At 57.9% G+C, this 22,941-nt stretch carries 15 protein-coding genes and 4 pseudogenes; 6 read left to right on the top strand and 13 right to left on the bottom strand.

Translation table 11 applies throughout. The annotated features are described in order from the left end of the window. Positions 1–5 precede the first annotated feature (5 nt). The gene (locus GFM02_RS04245; protein ID WP_168320910.1) at positions 6–1,673 is read left to right on the top strand and encodes an ABC transporter ATP-binding protein; all 1,668 of its coding nucleotides are present in this window, start codon (positions 6–8) and stop codon (positions 1,671–1,673) included. Positions 1,674–1,695: 22 nt separating this feature from the next. Then, the gene (locus GFM02_RS04240) at positions 1,696–3,066 is read left to right on the top strand and encodes an alpha-glucosidase/alpha-galactosidase (protein WP_168320909.1); all 1,371 of its coding nucleotides are present in this window, start codon (positions 1,696–1,698) and stop codon (positions 3,064–3,066) included. A gap of 654 nt (positions 3,067–3,720) precedes the next feature. Here the strand turns inward: GFM02_RS04240 and GFM02_RS04235 are convergent. Continuing rightward, positions 3,721–3,948, bottom strand: coding sequence for a hypothetical protein (locus GFM02_RS04235; RefSeq protein WP_027665694.1), 228 nt, complete (start codon positions 3,946–3,948; stop codon positions 3,721–3,723). Positions 3,949–4,923: 975 nt separating this feature from the next. After that, positions 4,924–5,529: pseudogene (locus tag GFM02_RS04230) on the bottom strand (hypothetical protein). 352 nt (positions 5,530–5,881) lie between these two features. Here GFM02_RS04230 and GFM02_RS35690 point away from each other — a divergent pair. After that, positions 5,882–6,035: pseudogene (locus GFM02_RS35690) on the top strand (DUF983 domain-containing protein); the annotation flags it as partial. Between the two features lie 126 nt (positions 6,036–6,161). Here GFM02_RS35690 and GFM02_RS35685 read toward each other — a convergent pair. Next, positions 6,162–6,299: pseudogene (locus GFM02_RS35685) on the bottom strand (polar amino acid ABC transporter ATP-binding protein); the annotation flags it as partial. Positions 6,300–6,858: 559 nt separating this feature from the next. Next, on the bottom strand, positions 6,859–7,293 hold the full coding sequence (locus GFM02_RS04220) for a hypothetical protein (protein WP_131640754.1): 435 nt from the start codon (positions 7,291–7,293) through the stop codon (positions 6,859–6,861). 203 nt (positions 7,294–7,496) lie between these two features. Between GFM02_RS04220 and GFM02_RS04215 the strand changes: the two genes are divergently transcribed. After that, complete coding sequence (locus GFM02_RS04215) at positions 7,497–8,393, top strand: sensor domain-containing diguanylate cyclase (protein ID WP_168320908.1); 897 nt, start codon at positions 7,497–7,499, stop codon at positions 8,391–8,393. A gap of 152 nt (positions 8,394–8,545) precedes the next feature. Here the strand turns inward: GFM02_RS04215 and GFM02_RS04210 are convergent, their stop codons facing one another. Continuing rightward, entirely contained in the window at positions 8,546–8,845 is a 300-nt protein-coding gene (locus GFM02_RS04210) for a hypothetical protein (protein ID WP_025397805.1), read from the bottom strand. Positions 8,846–9,017: 172 nt separating this feature from the next. Between GFM02_RS04210 and GFM02_RS04205 the strand changes: the two are divergent. Both GFM02_RS04205 and GFM02_RS04200 read left to right on the top strand, forming a co-directional pair. Continuing rightward, positions 9,018–9,472: pseudogene (locus GFM02_RS04205) on the top strand (GGDEF domain-containing protein); the annotation flags it as partial. A 338-nt stretch (positions 9,473–9,810) separates the two neighbouring features. Next, positions 9,811–12,951 (top strand): metallophosphoesterase, encoded by a 3,141-nt coding sequence (locus tag GFM02_RS04200; protein ID WP_168320907.1) that lies wholly within the window; start codon positions 9,811–9,813, stop codon positions 12,949–12,951. Between the two features lie 200 nt (positions 12,952–13,151). On the opposite strand, the gene GFM02_RS04195 is transcribed toward GFM02_RS04200, so the two are convergent. The 8 genes from GFM02_RS04195 to GFM02_RS04160 form a co-directional block, all read right to left on the bottom strand. Further along, complete coding sequence (locus GFM02_RS04195; protein ID WP_168320906.1) at positions 13,152–13,964, bottom strand: ABC transporter ATP-binding protein; 813 nt, start codon at positions 13,962–13,964, stop codon at positions 13,152–13,154. Next, entirely contained in the window at positions 13,961–14,950 is a 990-nt protein-coding gene (locus GFM02_RS04190) for an ABC transporter ATP-binding protein (protein WP_168320905.1), read from the bottom strand. Before GFM02_RS04190 ends, GFM02_RS04195 begins: the two co-directional genes overlap by 4 nt. 1 nt (position 14,951) lies before the next feature. Further along, a complete protein-coding gene (locus tag GFM02_RS04185) occupies positions 14,952–15,809 on the bottom strand; it encodes an ABC transporter permease (protein WP_131640760.1) in 858 nt (285 codons plus the stop codon). Between the two features lie 3 nt (positions 15,810–15,812). Next, positions 15,813–16,817 carry an ABC transporter permease gene (locus tag GFM02_RS04180; RefSeq protein ID WP_020053050.1) on the bottom strand — a complete coding sequence of 335 codons (1,005 nt, stop codon included), beginning with the start codon at positions 16,815–16,817 and terminating at the stop codon, positions 15,813–15,815. Between the two features lie 113 nt (positions 16,818–16,930). Continuing rightward, a complete protein-coding gene (locus GFM02_RS04175) occupies positions 16,931–18,835 on the bottom strand; it encodes an ABC transporter substrate-binding protein (RefSeq protein ID WP_168320904.1) in 1,905 nt (634 codons plus the stop codon). 184 nt (positions 18,836–19,019) lie between these two features. Beyond that, positions 19,020–20,528, bottom strand: coding sequence for an alpha-N-arabinofuranosidase (locus GFM02_RS04170; RefSeq protein WP_168320903.1), 1,509 nt, complete (start codon positions 20,526–20,528; stop codon positions 19,020–19,022). Positions 20,529–20,738: 210 nt separating this feature from the next. Further along, positions 20,739–21,665, bottom strand: coding sequence for an ArsR/SmtB family transcription factor (locus GFM02_RS04165; protein WP_017957935.1), 927 nt, complete (start codon positions 21,663–21,665; stop codon positions 20,739–20,741). 503 nt (positions 21,666–22,168) lie between these two features. Continuing rightward, positions 22,169–22,927 carry an IclR family transcriptional regulator gene (locus GFM02_RS04160; protein WP_168320902.1) on the bottom strand — a complete coding sequence of 253 codons (759 nt, stop codon included), beginning with the start codon at positions 22,925–22,927 and terminating at the stop codon, positions 22,169–22,171. Positions 22,928–22,941: the final 14 nt, after the last annotated feature.

Genomic DNA, 22,941 nt, shown 5'->3' with positions numbered 1-22,941 from the left:
TTGATATGGCTCTTGCACTGGTCAATTCCTTCGCTCCGCCCGTCCGCCATGATCATGATGGCCGTTCGGACACGCCGATCATCGATGCCCGCAATGTGGCGGTGAATTTCAAGGTCGAGGACGGCATGGTCGAAGCCGTCAAGGACGTCTCGTTTCAGCTCTATCGCGGCGAGACGATCGCGATCGTCGGCGAATCCGGCTCGGGCAAATCGGTGACGGCGCGAACGGTGATGGGGCTGTTGTCGAAGCGCGCCGTCGTCTCGGAGAAATCGACGGTTGCCTATGACGGCAGCAATATCCTGAAATTCTCCGAGCGGGCGCGCCGCAAGCTGCGCGGCGACCGCATCTCGATGATCTTCCAGGAGCCGATGAGCTCGCTGAACCCGATCTATACGATCGGCAGCCAGATCGTCGAGGCGATCCGCGTGCATCGCCGGATCAGCAAGAGGGATGCGCAAAAGCGCGCGCTCGAACTGCTGGAACATGTGCAGATCCCCGATCCCGCCGCGCGGCTCATGCAATATCCGCATCAGCTTTCCGGCGGCCAGCGCCAGCGCGTGATGATCGCCATGGCGCTTGCCAACGATCCCGACGTGCTGATTGCCGACGAGCCGACGACGGCCCTCGACGTTACCGTGCAGGCGCAGATCCTCAACCTGATCCGCAACCTGCAGAAAGAGCTGGGGATGGCCGTCATCCTCATCACCCACGACCTGACGGTGGTGCGGCAATTCTCGGATTACGTCTATGTGATGCAGTACGGCGAAGTGCGTGAGCACAACACCACCGAAGCGCTGTTTGCCAATCCGCAGGACGCCTATACCAAGCATCTGCTGGCCTCCGAGCCGCGCGGCCAGGCCAATCCGCTGCCCGAAGGGTCGGATGTCATCCTCGATGCCAAGGGCGTGCGGGTCTCCTTCATGATGCGTCACGGTACCTTTCTGAAGCCGGCGATGCGTGAGCTTGTCGCCGTCGACAGCCTCGACCTGACGCTGCGCCGTCACGAGACGCTCGGGCTGGTGGGCGAATCCGGCTCCGGCAAGACGACGTTCGGCCAGGCGATCCTGCGGCTGAACACGCCCGACAGCGGTGAGATCCGTTTCGACAATCAGCCGATCCACGGCCTGTCCAGGTCCGAGATGCGGCCCTTGCGCGCCCGCATGCAGGTGGTGTTCCAGGATCCTTTCTCATCGCTCAATCCGCGCATGACGATCGGCCAGATCATCGAGGAGGGGCTCGTCGTCAACAGGCTGGGCGCCACCAAGGGCGAACGGCAGGACCGGGTGCGCGAAGCGTTGATCGCTGCCGGCATGCCTGGCAATATCCTGTCGCGCTTCCCGCACGAATTTTCCGGCGGCCAGCGCCAGCGCATCGCCATTGCCCGCGCCATCGCGCTGGAGCCGGAATTCATCCTGCTCGACGAGCCGACATCGGCGCTCGACCTTTCCGTCCAGGCGCAGATCATCGAACTCCTGCGCAAGCTGCAGGACGAGCGCGGCCTGAGCTACCTCTTCATCTCCCACGACCTCAAGGTCGTCAGGGCGCTCTGCCATCGCGTCATTGTCATGCAGCATGGCAAGATCGTCGAAGAGGGTCCCGTCGACGAAGTACTATCCCATCCCAAGACCGCCTACACCGAACGGCTCGTCAAGGCCGCTTTCGAGGTAGCATGATTATCGAATGCCGGAGGCTATAATGGCAGGAAATCCCAAAATCACTTTCATCGGAGCAGGCTCCACCGTCTTCATGAAGAACATCGTCGGCGACGTGCTGCAGCGGCCCGCGCTGTCAGGCGCGACGATCGCGCTGATGGATCTCAATCCGCAGCGGCTGGAAGAAAGCGCCATCGTCGTCAACAAGCTGATCTCGACGCTCGGCGTCAAGGCGAAAGCCGAGACCTATTCCGACCAGCGCAAGGCGCTTGCGGGCGCCGATTTCGTCGTCGTCGCCTTCCAGATCGGCGGCTATGAGCCCTGCACGGTCACCGATTTCGAGGTGCCGAAGAAATACGGGCTGCGCCAGACGATCGCCGACACGCTGGGCGTCGGCGGCATCATGCGCGGGCTTCGCACCGTGCCGCATCTCTGGAAGGTCTGCGAGGATATGCTCGCCGTCTGCCCGCAGGCGATCATGCTGCAATATGTCAACCCGATGGCGATCAACACCTGGGCGACATCGGAGAAATATCCGACCATCCGCCAGGTCGGCCTCTGCCATTCGGTGCAGGGCACGGCGATGGAACTGGCCCACGATCTCGACATCCCCTACGAGGAAATCCGTTACCGCGCGGCCGGCATCAACCACATGGCCTTCTATCTCAAATTCGAGCATCGCCAGCCGGACGGCTCCTACCGCGACCTCTATCCCGATCTTGTGCGCGGCTACCGCGAGGGCAGGGCGCCGAAGCCCGGCTGGAACCCGCGCTGCCCGAACAAGGTGCGCTACGAGATGCTGACGCGGCTCGGCTATTTCGTCACCGAAAGCTCCGAACATTTCGCCGAATACACGCCCTATTTCATCAAGGAGGGCCGCGAGGACCTGATCGAGAAATTCGGCATTCCGCTCGATGAGTATCCGAAACGCTGCATCGAGCAGATCGAGCGCTGGAAAGGGCAGGCGGAGGCCTATCGCTCGGCCGACAAGATTGAGGTGCAGCCGTCGAAGGAATATGCGTCGTCGATCATCAACTCGGTCTGGACCGGCGAGCCCTCGGTGATCTACGGCAATGTCCGCAACAATGGCTGCATCACCTCGCTGCCTGCCAATTGCGCTGCCGAAGTGCCCTGCCTCGTCGACGCCTCTGGCATCCAGCCGACCTACATCGGCGACCTGCCGCCGCAGCTGACCGCGCTGATCCGCACCAATATCAACGTCCAGGAGCTAACGGTGCAGGCGCTGATGACGGAAAATCGCGAGCACATCTACCACGCCGCGATGATGGACCCGCATACGGCAGCCGAACTCGACCTCGACCAGATCTGGTCGCTGGTCGACGATTTGCTCGCCACCCACGGCGACTGGCTGCCCGAATGGGCACGCACGACCCGCAAAGTACAAGCCGCCTGATCCCCTCTCCCGGGTGAGGCGTCAAGAAGCCCCGCGGTCGCAACAACCGCGGGGCTTTTTGCGCGTGTGGGGTGGGGCGCTTTTTCGATTAAGGTGCCGGCAGGCCATCGGCTGTTGCGCAGGCGAGATGGCGATACGTCGGATTGGCGGAGTTCTTGCCGGGCCGACTTGAATTAAACACAGTCCGACGCTATCTAACGGTCATCGGCGTTGCTGGTGAGTGCTCCACGCGAGCGTTCGCGACTGCCGAAGTCGCTTATCTGCTTTTGACCACGGATGTACTGGCACTGGTGTGAGAGCGATGTTGGAAAGGTCGGTGCGATTTCGCCCCGGCCTTTTTTATTTGCCCGTTAGCCAGGACGGCAAGTGTCCCCTCAAACGACATCGGTGTCGTCTCCAACAAGGTTGGCTGCGTCTTCAGGGCTCAAACTGGGTCGGCCCCATCGTCGAACTTCCCGCAAGTTCCGTTGGGTTATCGCAGCAAACTTCTCCATCGGGCAGTCACCGGTCAGTTAGACGGTTCGATCTGCTACGACTGGACCCCGAAGGGTTGGTCGTTGTGTTTCGATTAAAGGAAAAGCGATTGTCGGTATGAACGCCCGACAAAAAGGGTGCCCTCTGTCAGGCCCCTCGTTCGCTTGCCCGGTGAACGGTTCACTCGGCGGCTTGCCGGAGAGGGTATTCTTCTGGGAGCTCCACCAGAGCGATGATCTCGAAGTCTGCGGGCATAGCGTGCTGATCGGTTCCCAGGAGCGCCAGCGTCCAATAGTCAGAATCCTCCCCGAAGACCGTGGAGACCCGAACGATCGTCGGTCGTCCGTCGAAATATTTCGAGGACTTCGCCCAGTAAAATGCATCCGGAACCAAACTCGCTGCAATCATGACGCCTACTCCCGTGACCTGTGGATGATAGCGGAAAACCTGGAAATGAGAATGCCTCAGCTTGTCCAGGTCGTCATCGGGTGGATAATGATCACCCGTCGATCTACCCGGCTTCCAATTCCTCGCACGACAACCTTCCAGCGCAGAGACGCGGCACTGCTCCGAAGCCGCCGTTCGTCGTCGGGCAGAACCTTCAAATGGGCGGCTCGACTTTGCTGCCATCCAGTCCGGCTAGTCCGCTCATTCAGGCGGTGTCTGGCGGTTCCGAGGCACTGACGGAGGTTCGAAGCGGGACTAGAGTCGTTGCGGTTGTAGCTTGGTGATGCGACGCAGCTCCTTTGGAAGCTCCCTGCTGATCGAGAGCCACACCTGAATAGAAATCCGATTCCACACTGCGCATCTACGGTAAGGGCCGCCGTTTGCCGCCGGCGCTGACGTCACGTACTGGCGCTGACCCGCGTGCATCCCCTTTGCCTCGGGCGCCGCTTATCAAGCGTCATCCCTGCGAATGGTCGATAGCTATGCTGCAGATGGATATATGCTCTGACGACGGCAGTCTGGATGCCTCGGAACTTTTGATCTCGCCAGTCTGTTCGTACCGTTGAATGGAGGAGCTGACCATGTCCAAAAAGAATAATGCCCCATCACAGGGGGGCAATCTTAAAGAGCAGCCTGTCAATCGCCCTGACCGTAAGGAAGCGCCACCAGAGACTGACGATCACAAACCCCCGGCTCGAGATACGAGGGAGGCACCGGTGCCCAACCCAAACGGCGAGCCTGTCGACAAACCTTAGCAACTGCCGGACCCTCGTGAAGCAACTTTAGCGGGTTCGTTGTCTGGAACAACGACGATCCAACCGTCTCGCGATGCCATCACCGATATCGCACGTTATTGGCACGGCCGGAGGCGGTCGCTCAGCGTTCATGAAATTGATGCGAAGCTGCTTCGTACTGGCAGTCTGACCTCACGATCAATCAGTTGCCCCAGCCAATTTGGAACCGATCAAAACGAACCTCGCTCAACGGCTGGTTGGAGGGGCCTAGCCTTACCGAACGAAGAACGAGACGAAGCTCGGGGGACTAGTATTGTTCAAAAATAATCGGAGGCAATCCCGTCAGTTCGAGACGGCTGTTGACGGCCCAAACTTTGTAGGAACAAGACGCGATAGCTTCTTCTCCCCAGCCGTCGAACCTAATAATAGTAGCGCCCGAAACGGATTTTTGGCCATTGATGAAAAGCTTAGTCTCGGATTGCCAGTTCTTCTTCTGTGGTAGATCGTCTAACGCAATCGCATTCGTGTATTTCAGCTCATGCGTCCCGCTGGCACTAACTCTCTTTTCGACGAGCAAGGGGTGCAAATATACAGCCGACACCGGCTGCAGTGAACGGTTACGCTCCATCAGCCGTTGTTCGGTGAGACCCGGACCGTCCGGCTTGTAGAACGCGGAAAAGAAAGGCACTTCTCTGGTAAGCAGCACGCCCTGTTTGGTTTCTTTAGCGCTCAAGCAATTGCCGGAGGCAGGCGCCGCCAATGTTAGTCCAACCAACAGGGACGACAAACTTCTCAGCAAGATCGACATTCCAGATATCCCTCATCGAGACTGTGATGCTTTTGGCCTGACCCGATGTCACAACGACAGCATGACAAGTTCGCACCTCAGCTATGAGTATGCACGGCGCGACTTTGTCGCTGTGGAGCCGCCCGTGGCAAAATACCTTCGCTTGACACCGAGCAAGGCCGCTTTCGTCCACGGAATCGGGATCTCAAGAGGGTTCCGCTGCCGCTTAACAAACGCGAGAAGCCCTCATCCATGCCGCCGACGAAGCTGGCATTTCGGTGATCACCGTCGTTCACTGAGTTTCGCAGCCGACGATGAAATGAGCTCAGGGCGTGCCGCCTCCTTCCTGCCGATCGCCTTCGCATACGCTGCCTTGATCTCCTCAAAGCGGGCCTGTTTAACTGGTATCAAAGGGCGTTGCCCACGTTGCCAGCGCCGACATCTGTTCAATGGCCTCCTATTACTCCTTCGCGGACCCGGCGGCCGGGCAGGCATTCTTCGCCATGAGCATCGTCGCGGTTCCCGCGCGGGGGTCACCCGATCTGCCAACGCGATGCAGTACCTGCGATCCGTGGGTGGTAAACGCGGTGAGGTCGCGTCGGAGCCGTGACCGAGTCACGTAACGGGCGGAACTAGTGGCGCAGGATCTCGCCGCCGGCATCCATGAACACCACGCGTTGCGCGACCTTGCGGGCAAAGCCCATTTCGTGGGTCACCATCGTCATGCCTTCCTCCGCGACAGCGACCGACATCGGATCGAACGCCGAGGTTGGTTCGTCGTAAACAGCCAGGCTGTGTTTCTAAAGCGGTAGAAACACTCTCGATGGGCTAGTAACCGCCTATTTCACCGCGAACTGGGCCTATCCCCTGCGGCTGTGCATAGGTTGTGTTGTCCGATCCGCTAGTTGCGCATCCTGAGAGTGTCATGAAGACGATTGCTGCTGCGGCCAAAATGTTCTTCAGAGGCACGGCGTTCTCCGATCATGGCAGGCTGCCCAGGCCTCAAGGGCCACGCCGAGGATTTTCCGTTAAATTACCTATAATGGCAAGCGCGTGGTTAGCTGGCGGCAAAGTAGCGATACGGCCTCTTCAAGCGTCTCCCTGACTAGTCACTCGGCGAGGCATCTTTCCCATAGATGTGGGTGCTGCTGGTGAACGCCCTGACCCAAGTTCTTAGGGGGCGTGGTAGGCCAGCGCAGAAGACCTGGTTCCTGCTGACCAGCAGGAACCAACCGCTTCAGAAATCTGCCCCCTCAAAATGTCAGCGATAGTCGATGCCGCAGGAGCAACGACCCGACGGGGATCGATGCATCCCCGACCAGCACGTCAGATGGTGGCCCTTAACCTCAGTCAGGCGAACCACGCACGAAACTGAGCGAAAAACCCGTCTGGTTTGGAGCCTGACATCTTCCGCAAACGGCGAGCGACGACTGCCGCGCTGACGCGTTCACCGAAATGGCAGAAGCACACAAGATCATGCAATTGCTCATCGCTGAGTTCGAAGAACCGTTTGGCTTCTCCATAGCTGTCATTTTCCATTCCTGCCGCCCGCAGCATGGGATCAGCGAATGCAACGGAGATCGGGGTGCCGTCATCCCTGAGAGCAAGCCGATCGGCAATCGGCTGATATTCGGTTTCGTGAAGTGTCTTGAGGAACGGTCTGGGGCTGTGTTCGAGACTTTCGGCCCATCGTTCAAGGCGCTCGCGCCTGGTCATTTCAAGGCGCTTGCAGGTCGGGCTGACCGTTGCGATGCTTTTCAACTGGTCTAATGCGTACTGTTCCATTTCGGCCTCCTATCTCCGGAAAAATAGATGGTCCGCCTCCCGAAAACAGCGTCGCTCAGGTCGCAGCCGATGTCCAATCACGATTGAAAACGCCGCTCGTCGACGTCTGCGTAATCGCTTGAGGCGCCTTTGCTTGCGGGCTGGCTCTTTTCTCATAAAGTTTCTCCGCCATGTCATACCAAGGCAACCAGACAGGGTTCGGTATGGACGAGATATTCGAACAGCTTCTGCACCTTGCTGAACACACCGGAACGCTGATTGCGGTCTACGACAGCCATGACCGGCTGCAATACGCCAACAGCGCCTTTCGTTCGGTCTATTTCATCGAGCCCGATGAAACGCCGCTCTGGCCGGATGTGATGCGGCGCAATTTCGAGCTCGCGCGAGGCACGGTCATCCGAACGAGCAATTTCGACGAGTGGCTGCGCTCGACGCAGTCGCGCCGCGGCAAGATCGGCTATCGCGCTTTCGAAACGGACCTGCACGATGGCCGATGGTTCTGGATGACCGAGGCGGTTCAGCCGAATGGTTGGATGTTGTGCATCGCCAGTGACATCACCGGTTTGCGGGCGCATGGCAGGATCGTCCGGCAAGATCGCGATCAGGCGATCAAGGCGTCTTACACCGGCGAACTCACGGGTGTCGCCAACCGCCGCTTTGTGATGGCGCGCGTCGATGACATGCTGGCGGCCGCCCAGCATGGAAGCAACGGCTGTCTTGCCGTCTTCGACATCGACAATTTCAAACACATCAATGACCGGCTCGGTCACCACGCCGGGGATGTCGTGTTGCGCGATTTTGCGCATCGCATTCATCAGAATGTTCGCCGCAATGATTGTTTTGGGCGGGTCGGCGGAGAAGAGTTCGTTCTCGTGATGCCGGCAACCGAAGCGGAATACGCCATTGCCATGGTCGAGCGCATGCTGACGGTGATCCGCTTCTCCCGGCCTCTGCCTGAATCGCCCGACTTCAGCTACACCTGTTCTGCCGGCATCGCCGCCTGCGCCACGTCAGACAGCGCGTCGGACCTTTATCGACGCGCCGATCAAGCACTCTATGCTGCCAAGTTAAGCGGTCGGGACAGGGTGCACGCAGCTTAGGGGCCTCGGCGATTTCAAGCGCGGCAAGGAGGCGATCGACACTCGTTTTCGATCGCTAACGCCACCAGGGTAGACGGCGATGGATAAATGCGGGCTGCGGCTGGCGTCTTTTCATGGTGGACGGCAGAACTAATGCCATTGCGCGCGATCTCTCAAATCCCCGACCCGTAGAGCTCCTGGTCATCGTCGCCTTCCCAAGGGGAGGGCATCGAGGTGCGATTGGCCGAGGGCATCGGCATCCAACACTTCAATTCCGGCTCGGCATATTCGATGATGTGCCCGGGTGAGGAATCAGAGGCGCGCCAGCCTTCACCAGCAAACTGATCGCCATTCGACCAATAGGCGAGATCAACTTCCGCCGGCCCCTGTTCGGACGGGCGAATCGTCACGAGGATCCGGCTACCGTCTCTCGGTGCGCTTGCCATATCGCGCCAGCGGTCTGTGTCGTCCATCGTTTTCCTCCTGCCCTCGCTACAGGTTGCAAGTGTCGCCTCGCCATCGGGAGCGGTCAATTGAAACTTTGCAGAACCCTATTGGCGACCTTTCGCCGCAGCTGACGGTGCTGAGCATACGGCAGCCGAACCCGAACCCGACCTCGACCAGGTCTGGTCGCTGGTCGACGATCTGCTCGCCAATCACCGCCTTGTAATGGCACGCGCTCGGCGACATGCTGGCCGCCGCCCAGTATGGGAGCAACGGCTGCCTTGCCGTCTTCGACATCGACAATTTCAAACACATCAACGACCGACTCCGCCACCACGTCGGCGATCTCGTCCTGCGCGATTTTGCCTATCGCATTCACCAGAATGTCCGCCGCAACGACTGTTTCGGCCGGGTCAGCGGCGAAGAATTCCTTCTCGTCATGCCGGCAACCGGCCCGGAAGACGCCATAGCCATCATCGAGCGCATGCTGACGGTGATCCGCTTCTCCCGGCCGCTGCCCGACTCTTCCGACTTCAGCTACACCTGCTCCGGCGGCATCGCCGCCTGTGACCCGTCGGACAGCGCCTCGGAGCTTTATCGGCGCCGATCAGGCGCTCTATGTCGCCAAGCTGAGCGGCCGGGACAGGGTGCTTGCCGTGTTGGACCCGACGACGGGTTCGCCGCTGTTCAAGCCGGCCGCTCAGAGGTCGCCGCTACGTGGCAGAGCGCGCCCGGGGGCATGCGCTCCCTTGCGCCGATAGCGAGCGGCAAGGGAGCGAGTGCATTCTTGCGACGCTTGGAGTTCGGCTCGAAGACGCGGTGTCGTGCGGGCGCGACCGTGTGAACTGCCGAGGCTCTAATCGTCGCCGGATGAAAGTTCAGTGGCAGGTCAGCTCCATTTAATTCAAAAGTTAGATGTGAATAAGCATCTATCAATCTTGCGCGAATCTGAAATTCGCCCACTGGTTGAAGTATGATTTTTGAGCGGGTTTCGATGTCTTATTCCGTACTACACTTGAGTGATCTGCACTTTTCGAACAAGCATGCAGCACAAAGCAATATGCTCCGAGACGCATTCTGGAGCGACCTTAACCAGTTGATGCAAGATTTCGGCAAGCCTAATGTCGTCGTGTTTTCCGGCGACATCGTCAATAACCCGGATGAAGAGGACGTATATCTTCACGCGATCGACAAATTCTTTGATCCCCTTGCCGAAAAAACGGGGGTGAAAGCAAGCAATTTCATCTTTTGCCCAGGTAATCACGACATTTCCTGGAAAGCACTGAAGAAGAATGAGCTTTTCACAAAGGCTCTCGCTGCGGAGGCCGCAAATACAGAACTGATTAGCAGGCGCTTCAGCTCTGGCGAGCTGGATGATTTCGCGAGATCACTCAGCGCTGCTTTTTTCGACTTCTGCGATTATCTGGGCGCGCCTTGGCGGAGTCCATTTTTCAATCTCTATGAGGTGGCGGGCCTTAGGTTCGGTGCAATTAATATGGCGTTCTCGGGGAGCCTGGGAGGTTCCACGGCAGACCGAGGCAAGCTGTTTTTCCCAGTTACGGCAGCTGAGCAGTTGATCGCCGACAATGGCGGGAAACTTCTGGGATTTGTGGGACATTTCCCCCTCGAAGAAATGAATGAGGCACATACCCGAGAAGTTCGGCCAATCGTGCAGTCCGAAGCTTCGTATAGTTTTTTCGGGCACGTTCACAATGCCCAGCCCACGGCGCGGCTTGTGCCGGGAGCGAAAATCGTTGAACTTCAAGCGGGTGCTCTGCATGCCTCCAAGGATTTCTTCAAGGGTTATTCGCTTCTCGAAATCGAAGATGATTACACGAAAGTACACTACCGAACATATTTTGATGGACGGCGAGAGTTTGACGTTGCGACGAACGTAAGTGCTGGAGGGCTATTTTATCCTGACGACAAAAGTAGGGGCTACTGGGAGAGCCGGAAGCCGGGTTACACAAAGGAACAACTGGAGCGATATCTTTCAGACAGTGTGTACCCTCAGCTCGAGCGGGATTACAAAGATACACTGTCTAAGCAGCCGCTCTCCGAAATTTTCGTTTTCCCAACCTTCGGCGAACCCAATCTCGCAGATGATAGCGGAGATGACCCGAAAGACATTACTCGTGGCGAAGTAGATGTAAAAGCTTCCGACGACCATATCTGCTGTCACTTTCCAGACGAAACCGGTTCTACCAGTTTCCTACGTTATCTGGCGCTTGAAGCCAGTCGGAAAAGTGAAGCATTTTCAGTTCCTCGAATTCCGCTCTATATGGACGTTCGAGATGCGAAAAGTTACCCGGCGGCGGTTCTGCGGGCCATTAAAGCCGCAATGCCCGATTCCGATCATACGCAATTCGGTTGGAAGGCGAGGGAGATTGATCAACCGCTTTTGATTCTTGTCGATAACTACAACCCCCGGCAGGAGGCGCATGCTGAATGGCTATCAGCAACTTACAAGCTCCTTCCAAAAGCTCGTTTTGTGCTTTGTGCTAAATCGCCATTTGCAGCGCAGCAGCCCAAATCGAGACCGGAGATTAACCTCCCATTTGCAGCCCGCAATTGGTCAATCTACCCTTTCAACCGCAGCGAAGTCCGTGCGCTCGTTAACCGAATTGATCTGCCTGAGAATCTGGATCGAAACCTCATTGTCGAAGAAATCATATCCAAATTCTTGACTATAGGTATACCGCTGTCTGGTCCGCTTATCAGCATGTATTTGATGGTGCTGAAGGAGAGAAAGAGCTACAGCCCCATCAATACTGCTGCTGTCATTGAGAATTTCATCGAGGTCACACTCGGAAAAGCGAGCACCGGTGTGGTATTTTTAGGTGAATTTGATTATAAAGATCAGATTCGAGTTCTGTGCATTACCGCGATTCACTTTTGTAAGAATAACCTTGCCAGCATTTCGTATGATGCCCTGTACGACATTATCAAAAACTACCACGAAGAAATCGGCGTCAAGAAAAATTCTGCAGATATAATTGATTATTTTGTCGAGAAGAACATTTTCGAACGTTTAAATAATGATATCTACTTTAGATATAAAATTTTTCACTCTTATCTTGTTGCTGTTGCGATGGAGGATGAGGATTTCCGCGATTATATTTTAGATCAACAAAATATAAATCAATACATATCCGAACTTGATATATACTTCGGCATCAATCGTAAGGATCGAAAGGCGCTTGAAAAAATAGCGAGGCTCTATAACGAGCTGAAGAACGAAATTATCGAGCAATTCGGGAGTTACGTCTCGAATGCCGAGAAAGAAATATTTGACTTGCCCAGGGCGAAGGATGCGGACGAGTTTCTAGAAAAAATCAGCCAGCATTTTTCTGGTGAACTGGACGGGATGCCTGACAAACAGCGAGATGAAGCAGTCGGCGATGAGGCAAATATTAGTGCAGTTGACGGTCGTGCCCGCGGCTTTATTCAAACATTCAAAAAATCCGACGTGATCGACCCCCTGTTTAAGTGGGCACAGATTCTTGCATGTTACAGCGTTTGCGTCAAAAATTCGTCAGAACTCACGAAAGAAGAAAAAGCTAGGCACATTGATACCGTCCTTGATGGTTGGGGGATGATCACGATCCTGGCGTACAAGGTCGTTGCACTTATTCTTGAAAAGGGAAGTGTTGAAGTGGGAAGCTATCATTTCAACTTTGGAGCACGCCGTTCCAATGATCCAAAAATGCTGCGTCATGTTGTGGCAAACGTGCCGAGGATCGTAAGCCAGTTTGCCCGAATGTATGTGGCGTCAGATAAGTTGGACGCGATTTTGCACGAAGCGAAACTGAGTTCGTTTCCGGACTTTTTACGCGTGAGCTTGCTCGTTGACATGCGGGCGGGGGACTACCTGAAAGTCATTTCCGAGTTTCGTAGAAAAAATACATCGAAACCTTCGATGCTAGAAGCATTAATGTGGAAGCTGCGAGATAGCTTCTTGCGATTTGGGTTGGACAAGCTCGATGTTAACGCCTTCAAGCAGCAGGTAGCTGAATTGAACGCTGACATTCTCAATCTTAAGGGGCATCATCGAAACACTGCAATTGCCCAATCCAGCAGAAGCTTAGATCAGCAGCGGATACAGAGCAGGGCTCGTTTCAATGGGAGGAAATAATGGAAACGAGTTCCGGTTAGCGGCTCTGTATAGGCAGTGGAGAAAAGTTGACGAGCTCAAATGCCGTCAAGGAAGCGGATTAAACTTTAAGTGTGCTCACCACTCGTCTCGTTAACGAGGGAGAGGGCAATGAGGCGGATTTTAATCGAACTCCCGAGGAGTCGGTACGGAAGACTTGACCTACCGCATCGTCCGATTAGTCACCCCGCCACGCTGAAATCCGCCGCCAGCACCGCATCCTTCAGCGCCCGCGAATACGGATGCTGCGGATCATCCAACACAGCCCGCGCCTGTCCGCGTTCGACGATTTCGCCTTTGCGCATGATGATGATGTTGTCGCTGATGTAATAGGCGGTGGCGAGGTCGTGGGTGATGTAGACGATGGAAAGCCCGAGCTCGTTTTTCAAGCGGCCGAAGAGGTTGACGATGGCCATGCGCAGCGATGCGTCGACCATGGAGACTGGTTCATCGGCCACCAGCAGGCGGGGTTGCGGGATCAGCGCGCGGGCGATGGCGACGCGTTGAAGTTGGCCGCCCGACAATTCATGGGGAAACCGGCCTTTCACTTCTTCAAGGGTCAGGCCGACATGGACGAGGGCGGCATCGGCCATCTTCTCCGCCTGTTGCCGGTCCGGCCGTTTTCCCGAGAAGGAAAAATTGCGGGCCGTCTCGAAGAGATAACGATCGACACGTTTCAGCGGATTGAAGGCTTCGAAGGGGTTCTGCAGAACCGGCTGAACCTCCTTCATGAAAGCCTTGCGCTCGGATCGGCTATGGATGGCGACGGTCTTGCCGCTGAATTGAAGCTCGCCTTCCGTCGGTTCGGTCTGGCCGAGGATCATCGCCGCGATCGTCGATTTTCCCGAGCCGGATTCTCCGACGATCGAGAGGATCTCCGGCTCCGCTCCGAGTTCGAAGCTGACGTCCTTGACCGCCGTAATCAGCCGCCGGCCGAGCATGCCGCCCTGGCGGTAGACTTTCGTGACATGCGAGAGGCTAAGAAGAGCGCTCAAACCTGATCTCCCGTAACGGCAAAACACGCCACGCGCCGCCCCGGCTCGACGGTGACGAGCGGCGGAACCTTCTGCGAGCAGATGTCCATGCGCTTTGGACAGCGCGGGTGAAACCGGCAGCCTTCCGGCGGCATGGCGAGGTTCGGCGGACGACCCTCCAGCGAAGGGCGGGCCGTTGCATCGCCGATGCGCGGCAGGCTGCCGACGAGGTGCTGCGTATAGGGGTGGAGCGGTTTGCTGAAGAGCTTGGGGGTCGGCGCTTCCTCGACAAGACGCCCGGCATAGACGATGCCGATGCGGTCGGAGACCGTCGCGTGAACTCCCATGTCATGGGTCACGAATAGGAAGGACGAGCCCATCTCGCGCTGGATTTCGCGGATCATCGAGAGCACGTCGCGCTGAACGATCACGTCGAGCGCGGTCGTCGGTTCGTCGGCGATGATGAATTCCGGCGTCAGGATGGTGGCCAGCGCGATGGTCATGCGCTGGCGCATGCCGCCTGAGAGTTCGTGGGGATAGGCATCGAGCAGATGCGGATCGAGCTTCAGCCGCTGCAAATGGGTGGCGACCCTTTCCAAAAAGACCGGGCCGCTGACCTTCATGTGGCGAAAGGCGAAATCGGTGAAGGAATGCCGGATCCGGCGCACCGGATTGAGCACATTCATCGAGCCCTGCATGATATAGGACAGATGCTTCCAGCGCAGCGCCAGCCGATCCTCCGGCTTCATCGCGTAGATATCCTGTGTGCCGCCGTCGAAATGGAATGTCACTTTTCCCGACACGACCCGCAGCGGTGGCCGGATCGCGCCGGCGATGGTCTTGATCAGGGTCGTCTTGCCGCTGCTCGATTCACCGGCAACGCCATAGACCTCGCCGCGGGCAATGGTCAGGCTAATATCGTCGACGGCGCGCACTTCGCGATCGACGCCGAAGAGGAAGGCACGGTAATAGGCTTTCAGATTCTCAATTTCGACCAAAGGATCCATACTAACTTCCCATCCGGTTCAGCCGGCTGCGCGGATCATTGTATTCGTTCATCGACATGGACAGCAGGAAGAGCGCCAGGAAGAGGACGACGATGACGGCGACGGGGGCGGCCACCCACCACCATATGCCTGATATCAGCGCCGAATGCGCATTGGCCCAATAGATCATCATGCCCATGGTCGGCGTCTCGATATCGGTAAAGCCGAGCACCGACAGGGTGATCTCCATGCCGATCGACCAGATCATGTTGTTCATCGTGGTGGCAAAGACGATCGGCAGAACATAGGGCAGGTGCTCCTCGACGAGGATCTTGCGCATGCTCATGCCGGAATAGACGCTCTGGGTGGTGAAGGATCTGGTCTTCAGGCTGATCGCCACCGAACGGATGAGGCGTGCGTCGTAGGACCAGCCGAGCGAGGCCATGATGAGGATCAGCGCCGTCCAGGTCATGCTGTCCTTCAGCACGAAGTAGAAGAGGATCAGCAGCGGAAATTGCGGGATGACCATGACGCTGTCGTTGATGGCCATCAGCACCCGGTCGACCGCGCCTCCGGCATAACCGGCGACGAGGCCGACGACCAGCGAGATGATGCGTGAGATGACGGCGACGCCGATACCGAAAAACAGGGTGTTCCTGAGCGCGGTCGTCAGCTGCCAGAAAACGTCCTGGCCGCGCGACGTCGTGCCGAGCCAATATTCGCCATCGGGCGGCATATCGGGTGGCAGAAGATAGATGTCGGTCGCGCTGTAAGGCGAGAAATAGGACACCACTATCAATGCGACGATGACGGCAAAGAGCAGCAGGCCGCTGAGGAATTCCATATTCTGGCGCGCGAGGTCGCGGACAATCGTAAACATGCTCTATTCCACCTTGATGCGCGGGTCGATCAGCGGGCTCAGAATGTCGATGATGAACACCGCGGCGGCGACGCCGACGATCGACAATGCGCTGAGGCCGAGCACCAGGCTGTAGTCGCCGGCATGCACTGCTTCGATCAGCAGGTTGCCGATGCCCGGATAGCCGAAGACGATTTCGGTGATGACCGTGCCGTTGAAGATCGCGCCGAGCGACATGGCGAGCCCGGTGAACTGCGGCACCATGGCATTGCGGGCGATATAGGAGCGCAGGATCTTCCGCTTCGGGACGCCGCCGAGCTCGGCGAAGACGACGTAATCCTCGGTGATGATGTTGGAAACGAGCGCGCGCATGCCGATCAACCAGCTGCCGGCGCCGACCAGGATCAGCGACAAGGCCGGCAGGATCGAGTGTTTCAGAATATCGAAGACCAGCGCAAAGGAGAGGTCCAGATTGGCGTTCATCTCGTAGCCGCCATTGATCGGCAGCACCGGCCAGAGATAGCCGAACACAATCAGCAGCACGAAGGCCAGAATGTAATAGGGAATGGGAAGCAGGGCGATGAAGACGAGGCTGACGGCCTTCAGCACCATGTCCTTGCGGTAATAGCCGGCGAGCGCGCCGATCGCATTGCCGAGCACGAAGGTAATCAGGGTCGACACCGTCATCAGCCCGATGGTCCAGGGCAGGGACCGCAGGATGATGGTGGAAACGGGCGTGGGAAAAGCCGATAGCGAGGGGCCGAGATCGCCTGTGGCAAGCCGCAGCCAGAAATTCAGATATTGCTGCCAGATCGAGCCCTCCATCCCGTAGAGCTCGCGAAGCGACTGGCGCATCAGTTCGATCGCATTGGGATCGGACTGCCCCATCTGGGTGATGGCGCCTATGCTTTCTTCGACCGGATCGATCGGGGTCAGGTGGGTGACGAAGAATGTGATGGTCACGCCAAGGAATACGACAAGCAGAAACTGACCGAACCGCTTCAGCACAAAGATCAGATAGGACGTCATAGGGCGGTGGTTCCTCTCTGGTTCCCTTCATCAAGTGGAAAGGATCGACGGACATGCCACATGCCCGTCGATTAGGGGGCCGGCGCGCAACACTCGCGCCGGCGTTGGGAGGATTATTTCGGTTGTGCCGGCTTGAGCTTGACCATCATCAGCCTGGAGTTGGCCCAATTCGGCACCGGATCGGTATAGGGATCGGCGATCGTCGGATAGCCGGTCCAATAGGTCGTATCCATCGAGGTGAAGACGTTATACGACATCAGCGGGATCGTCGGCATTTCGCGGGCAACCAGCTTCAGATAATCCTTGCCGAGCTCCATGCCCTTGGGATCGTCGGCGCTGATGCCGCGGATGCTCTCGATGATCTTGTCGAGCTCCGGATTGCTCCAGCGCTGCCAGTTGCGCGGCGGCTGATTGTCACCCTTCTTGGCCACGAACTGCGAATGCCAGCTGTCGAGGAAGAACGACAGGTCGGGATCGCCGCCCCAGGTTTCGACGCTCCAGGCGATCGCCACCTGGAAATCGCCGGGCTGGAGCGCCACCTGCCAAAGTTTCGCGGCCGGCACGGCTTTGGCGTCGATACCGAAGGAGGCCCATTGCTGTGCGATCAGGGTGCCCGCCCGGGTGAAGACCGAGCGGGTGTCGCCTTCCACCGTCATCCGGATCTTGAAGGGCTGTCCATCAGGGGTCAGCCATTTGCCGCCGGATTTCTTGAAGCCTGCCTTCTCCAGCAGTTCGCCGGCAGCCTTCGGATCCGGTTTCCACCAGCCATAGCCGAAGGCACCGCTGATTGCCTCAGGATCGCTCGGGATCTGGTCCTTGAACTTCGGCTGCTTGCGCAGGATATCGGCGATCTGTTGCCCGACCGTCGGGTCATAAGGCTTGATCTTGCTCTTGCCGGTATCGATCTCGAAATTCTTCAGCCAATCCTGCATCGGCGCCTGATAGTCCTTCATCGTGGCCGCCGTAGGCGGCACGCCGAGCGCCGAAAGCGTCGCTGCCCCGCGATAGCTCGCCATATCGACCGCCTTGATGTCGATCAGCAAGGCAAGCGCCCAGCGTACATCGGCGTTGTCGAAGGGCGGATTCTGGGTGTTGAAGATCACGGCCGGAAGCGTCGGGTCCGGATGGGCGAAGGGAAAGCCCGGGAACCATGTCTCGATCGTCTTAGATTTTTCCTTGAGGGTGAACATGCCCTCCGGCGTGTTGTCGTGAATGATATCGAGATTGTGCTCGAGCTGGGCGATCGTCCGCTTATCCGGCGGGCCGGGATCGGTATAGGTCACGTATTTCGGGGCCGGCTCGCCGAAGCGGGCAAGCGAGGTGCGCTGCCAGTCGTCACGCTTCTCCCAGGTATACCACTTGCCCTGGGGGTCGTAGGACTTGAGCTTGTAAGCGCCGAGCGAAACGGGATTGGCGAAATCATAACGAAGCGGATCTTCGACTTTCTCGAAGACATGCTTGGGCATGATCCAGGCGCCGTTCCAGCGAACGGTGAAGAGGGCGTGGAAGCGCGAATTGGGCTTCTTCAGCTTGAACACCACAGTTGAGGGGTCGGTCGCCTCGACGCTTGCCACCTGTACCGAGAAGGCAGCACTCCAGACCATGCCGGGGTGATCCATCTGCGTCTTGACGGTATAGACCACGTCGTCTGCCGTGAACTCCACGCCGTCGCTCCAGAAGAGCCCCTTGCGCAGTTTCACGGTCATCTCGGTGAAGTCGGCATTATATTGCGGCTTGTCGGCAGCCAGCGAATTGTCCCAGGTCGCGCCGCCAAGTCCTTGTTCGGGGTCGATATACCAGAGCGTATCCATGGTCAGCTGCTGCAGGCCGGTCGATACGCCGCCGCCGCCATTGACCCAGATGTTGAACCAGCCGGGATTTTTGATCGTCCCTTCCGGATTTTCGACGATGAGCGTCTCCTTGCGCGGCAAGGAGGTGTATTCTTGGGCACCGGCCACTGCGGTCAGGCCGAACGTGGCCAGCACGAAGCCGAATGCAAACCTCTTCCACTGTTGCATGAACTCCTCCCTAGAAAGCGACGATGCGGCGGCCGCAAGGGCACGCATGGGCACGTCGCGGTTGTCGGTTCGCAGAGGCATCAGGGCTTGAAAGTCCAGAGCCTCGGTGAACCATCCCTCCGGCTCCCTGCCTCCTCGCAGCGAGCCGAATATCTTCAGCCGGGGGCTTACCCGGCGGCAGCTGTCACACCGACAGCCGGATGACGTTGTAGGAGAACGGTTTCAACGCCGCCCGCAGCCGTCCATCCTCGATCTTTCCACTCTCGACATTGACGGGGGCGACCGTCTGCGGCCGCGCTGCCGTGTTGACGGCTTCCAGATCGCCGTGGGTCATTTCTACCTGCTCGACCACCCGGGCATTTCCGAAGCCTTCCAGCCGCACATCGAGATCGAGCGCCGTGCTCGGATGACGATTGACGGCAAAGAAGGTCAGCGTCTTGCCATCCTCGGAATGGACTGCCGATACGTCGAGATAGGGGACGTCGTTTTCCTCGTCGCTGTCATAGGTCGGGCCATCGACGACCAGCTGCAGCGCCGTTCCACGGCCATATCTGGAGGCGTAATAGAAGGGGTAATAGATGGTCTGGCGCCAGGCAGCGCCGCCGTCCTCGGTCATGATCGGGGCAATGACGTTGACGAGCTGCGCGATGCAGGCGATGCGCACCCGGTCGGAACGGCGGATGAAGGTGTTCAAGATGCCGCCGACCTGCAGCACGTCTTCGAAATTATAGATGTCTTCCAGGAGATGCGGCGCATCCGGCCATTCGTCGCGCGCCAGGATCTCCTTGTCCTGCTGGTTGGAATGATACCAGACATTCCATTCGTCGAAGGAAATGCCGATCGTCTTCTTCGAGCGTTTTTTCGCCTTGATGTAATCGATCACGCCGCCGATCGTGGTGATGTAGCGGTCGAGCTTCGTCGCGCGGGCGAGATAGTTGAGCGTATTTTTCTCGCGATTGGCAAAATACATATGCAGCGAGATATGGTCGGCGCTGTCGTAGCACTGCTCGAGGACTTGCGCTTCCCACTCGGGATAGGTCTTCATGTCGGAATTGGACGAGCCGCAGACCACGAGTTCGAGCGACTTGTCGAAGCCGCGCATGGCCTTTGCCGTCTCATCCGCCAGCCGGCCATATTCATAAGCCGACTTGTGGCCGACCTGCCAGGGACCATCCATCTCGTTGCCGAGGCACCACAATTTGACATCGTGCGGATTGGACCAGCCGTGCTTGCGGCGCAGATCCGACCAGTAGGTGCCGCCGGGATGATTGCAATATTCGAGGAAATTGCGGGCGGCATCCAGGCCGCGTGATCCGAGATTGACGGCGAGCATCGGCTTGGTATTGGCCTTCTTGCACCAGTCGACGAATTCATTCACGCCGATCTGGTTGGCTTCGCGGGTGCGCCAGGCAAGGTCGAGGCGCACCGGGCGTTCGGCACGCGGGCCGACGCCGTCTTCCCAATTATAGGCCGAGACGAAGTTGCCGCCCGGATAACGGCAGTAGGGCGTGTCGAGCTCACGCACCAGATCGAGGACATCGCCGCGGAATCCGTCCTCGTCGGCGGTCGGGTGACCGGGCTCATAGATGCCCCCGTAGATCGCCCTGCCGAGATGCTCGAGAAATGAACTGTAGAGCCTGGAATCAATGGTCGCGATGCGGAAATCGCGGTGAACCACAACATTCGTCTTCAACGGATCCTCCCGTTTATATATCAGGTATTTTGTTTTCTTGCGCCTAACTTGATATCAGGAATGTCGTTCTGTCAACCAAGTTGCGAATTTAATCATACTAATATGGATTTTAGGAAAAATAGTTTGATTTCAGTCGCTTGTACGATTTTATCGGCGGCCGAAATCCGAAAGAATTGTGATATTTAAATCAAGATTTCCGATTTATATTTTTCAGACGTGAAGTCGCATGATGATGTCGCGGCCGTGATTTCCGAAGCCGCGGCCGAAAATATTGACGCCGCCGGTATGGCCGGCATTTTCTGCGATACCGACCCGGAGCCGGATGGAAGAATGCTGGGCAAGAGCCAGATCGCTGAGCGTGACATTCGAAGCGGCGACGCCGTCGATGAAGGTTCCGCGCGTCGAGATCCGCCAGGTCTTCATCATTCCATATTGCGAGCCTTCGAGCTTCCACCAGGCCGGCGTGAAGGCGCCGCGCTTGTCGCCGTAGTCGCCGGGCGACGTCCAGGTCCCGATCGCCATTCCGTTGACCCAGAGCGTTATATCAGACGGCCAGTCCGGATTGGTTCCGGGCACTTCAGACGACAGCTCCAGCGAAAATTCGATGGCGCGGATATCCTTGTTCAACACCTTGGCATTGTTGGGGAATTTATACTCCACATAGCCTCTGCCGAACCAGACGAGCCCGGCCTGCATGCGCTGCGGATCGAGAAAATAGTCGGGCACATCGAGCGGGCCGATGACGCTCTCGGTGGAGCAAAGACCACAGGGGGCATGGACGTCACAACTGGTGTAGAGCCCGACCGGCATCTCGACTTCGATGATATTGTTGGCCCTTTGGGCCGCACTTTCCTCAAAGCTGATCAGAATTTCGCTGTAGATCGCAGAGCAGATCTTCTGGTTCCCCTTGCGCGCCTTCGTCAGCTGGGAATCGACAAGCCGGGCGTCTTCCAAAATCTGGATCCCGGTCGCGACAGTCGATTGAGGAAGGGAAAGGGCACGCGCGATATCGTTGATATTCATCGGCCCTTTTGCGCAGAGCAGCTTGAGCATTTCCAGCCGCGCCGGCGCCGAAAGCGCGCGTATCGCATCATTATTCTCGCCGGCGGCAATCGTCAAAAACGAGCGTTCCATCATTCCCCCAATATTTCCGATGAAATGATGTATATCGGAAATTATGATACATCAAGTGGGAATGCTTCGACGGTTTGTACAATAGCGGCCCGGCTTCAAGCCGCCATAAATGAACGTGAAGCCCTTCCGGTTTCCGATATGAGGTTGGAATCGAGAACGTTACGCGTCAAAGTCCGGCGCGTTCCGGATCGGCTGGCGGGGCGGAATTTCGAGCTCAATTCCCCCGACCAATCGCAAGCGGGCGCGAATGGCATCAGCGAGATTCTTGATCATTATGCTGGCCATCGCTACCTCCATTCATCAATGACGCATATAAATCACTGATTACATATTCTCAAGCAACGGTCGCAAGATGCGTTTCCGTCCTCAGTCCGGCAGAGTGGTCCGCCGGCCCGGGTCAACGCCCGATGAGATTGCATATCGATCACGTCGCGCCGCCGAAGGCCGATCACTGGGTCGAACGGCCCCGGCCCTCGGCTCGGGCCGCTCTGTCGCCAAGTCTATCGTCACCGCCGCAGCAGCGGCCGCAACGCGGCCTGCGTTTCCTTCAGCAGCGGCAGATAACGGTCCTTCATCTCCGCGGCCGGGACGAGGGCGGCCGGCGCGCCGATATTGATCGCCGCGACCGTTTCGCCGCGGTCGTTATCGACTGGCACGGCGATGGAGCAGAGGCCGATCTCCAGCTCCTGATCGATGATGGCGTAACCCTCGGCGCGGATCCGGCGGAATTCGGCGATGAGGTCCTCGGGGTCGGTCTTGGTATTCGGCGTGTTTTGCTTCAGCTCGCTGCGGGCGAGGATGGCGCGCGCTTCGCTCTCGGCCAGGGCTGCAAGCAGCACGCGGCCCATCGAGGCGCAGTAGGCGGGCAAGCGGCTGCCGGGGGTGAGGTTGATCGACATGACGCGGCGCTGCGAGGCGCGGGCGATATAGACGATGTCTGTGCCGTCGAGCACCGAGGCCGAGGCGCTCTGGCCGGCCTTTTCCGACAGATGATCGAGATGCGGCTGCAGCAGCGCCGGCAGCGGCGTCGCCGCGAGATAGGCATGGCCAAGGCGCAGGATCTTCGGCGTCAACGTGAAGAATTTGCCGTCATAATCGGCATAACCGAGCTCGGCGAGCGTCAGCAGCGAGCGGCGCACCGTGGCGCGGTCAAGCTCCGTCAGCTTTGCGGCCTCGGCAATGGAAAGCCGCTGCCGCGTTTCTCCGAAAGCTTCGATAACCTTCAGGCCGCGGGCAAAGCCGCTGACAAAATCCGTTTCACGCATGGGTCGGGTTATTG

The organism is Rhizobium leguminosarum bv. viciae (assembly GCF_012276115.1).
GTDB lineage: Bacteria > Pseudomonadota > Alphaproteobacteria > Rhizobiales > Rhizobiaceae > Rhizobium > Rhizobium leguminosarum_T.
The sequence above is the reverse complement of the archived record's forward strand: the minus strand, read 5'-3'. Positions and strand labels throughout refer to the sequence as shown.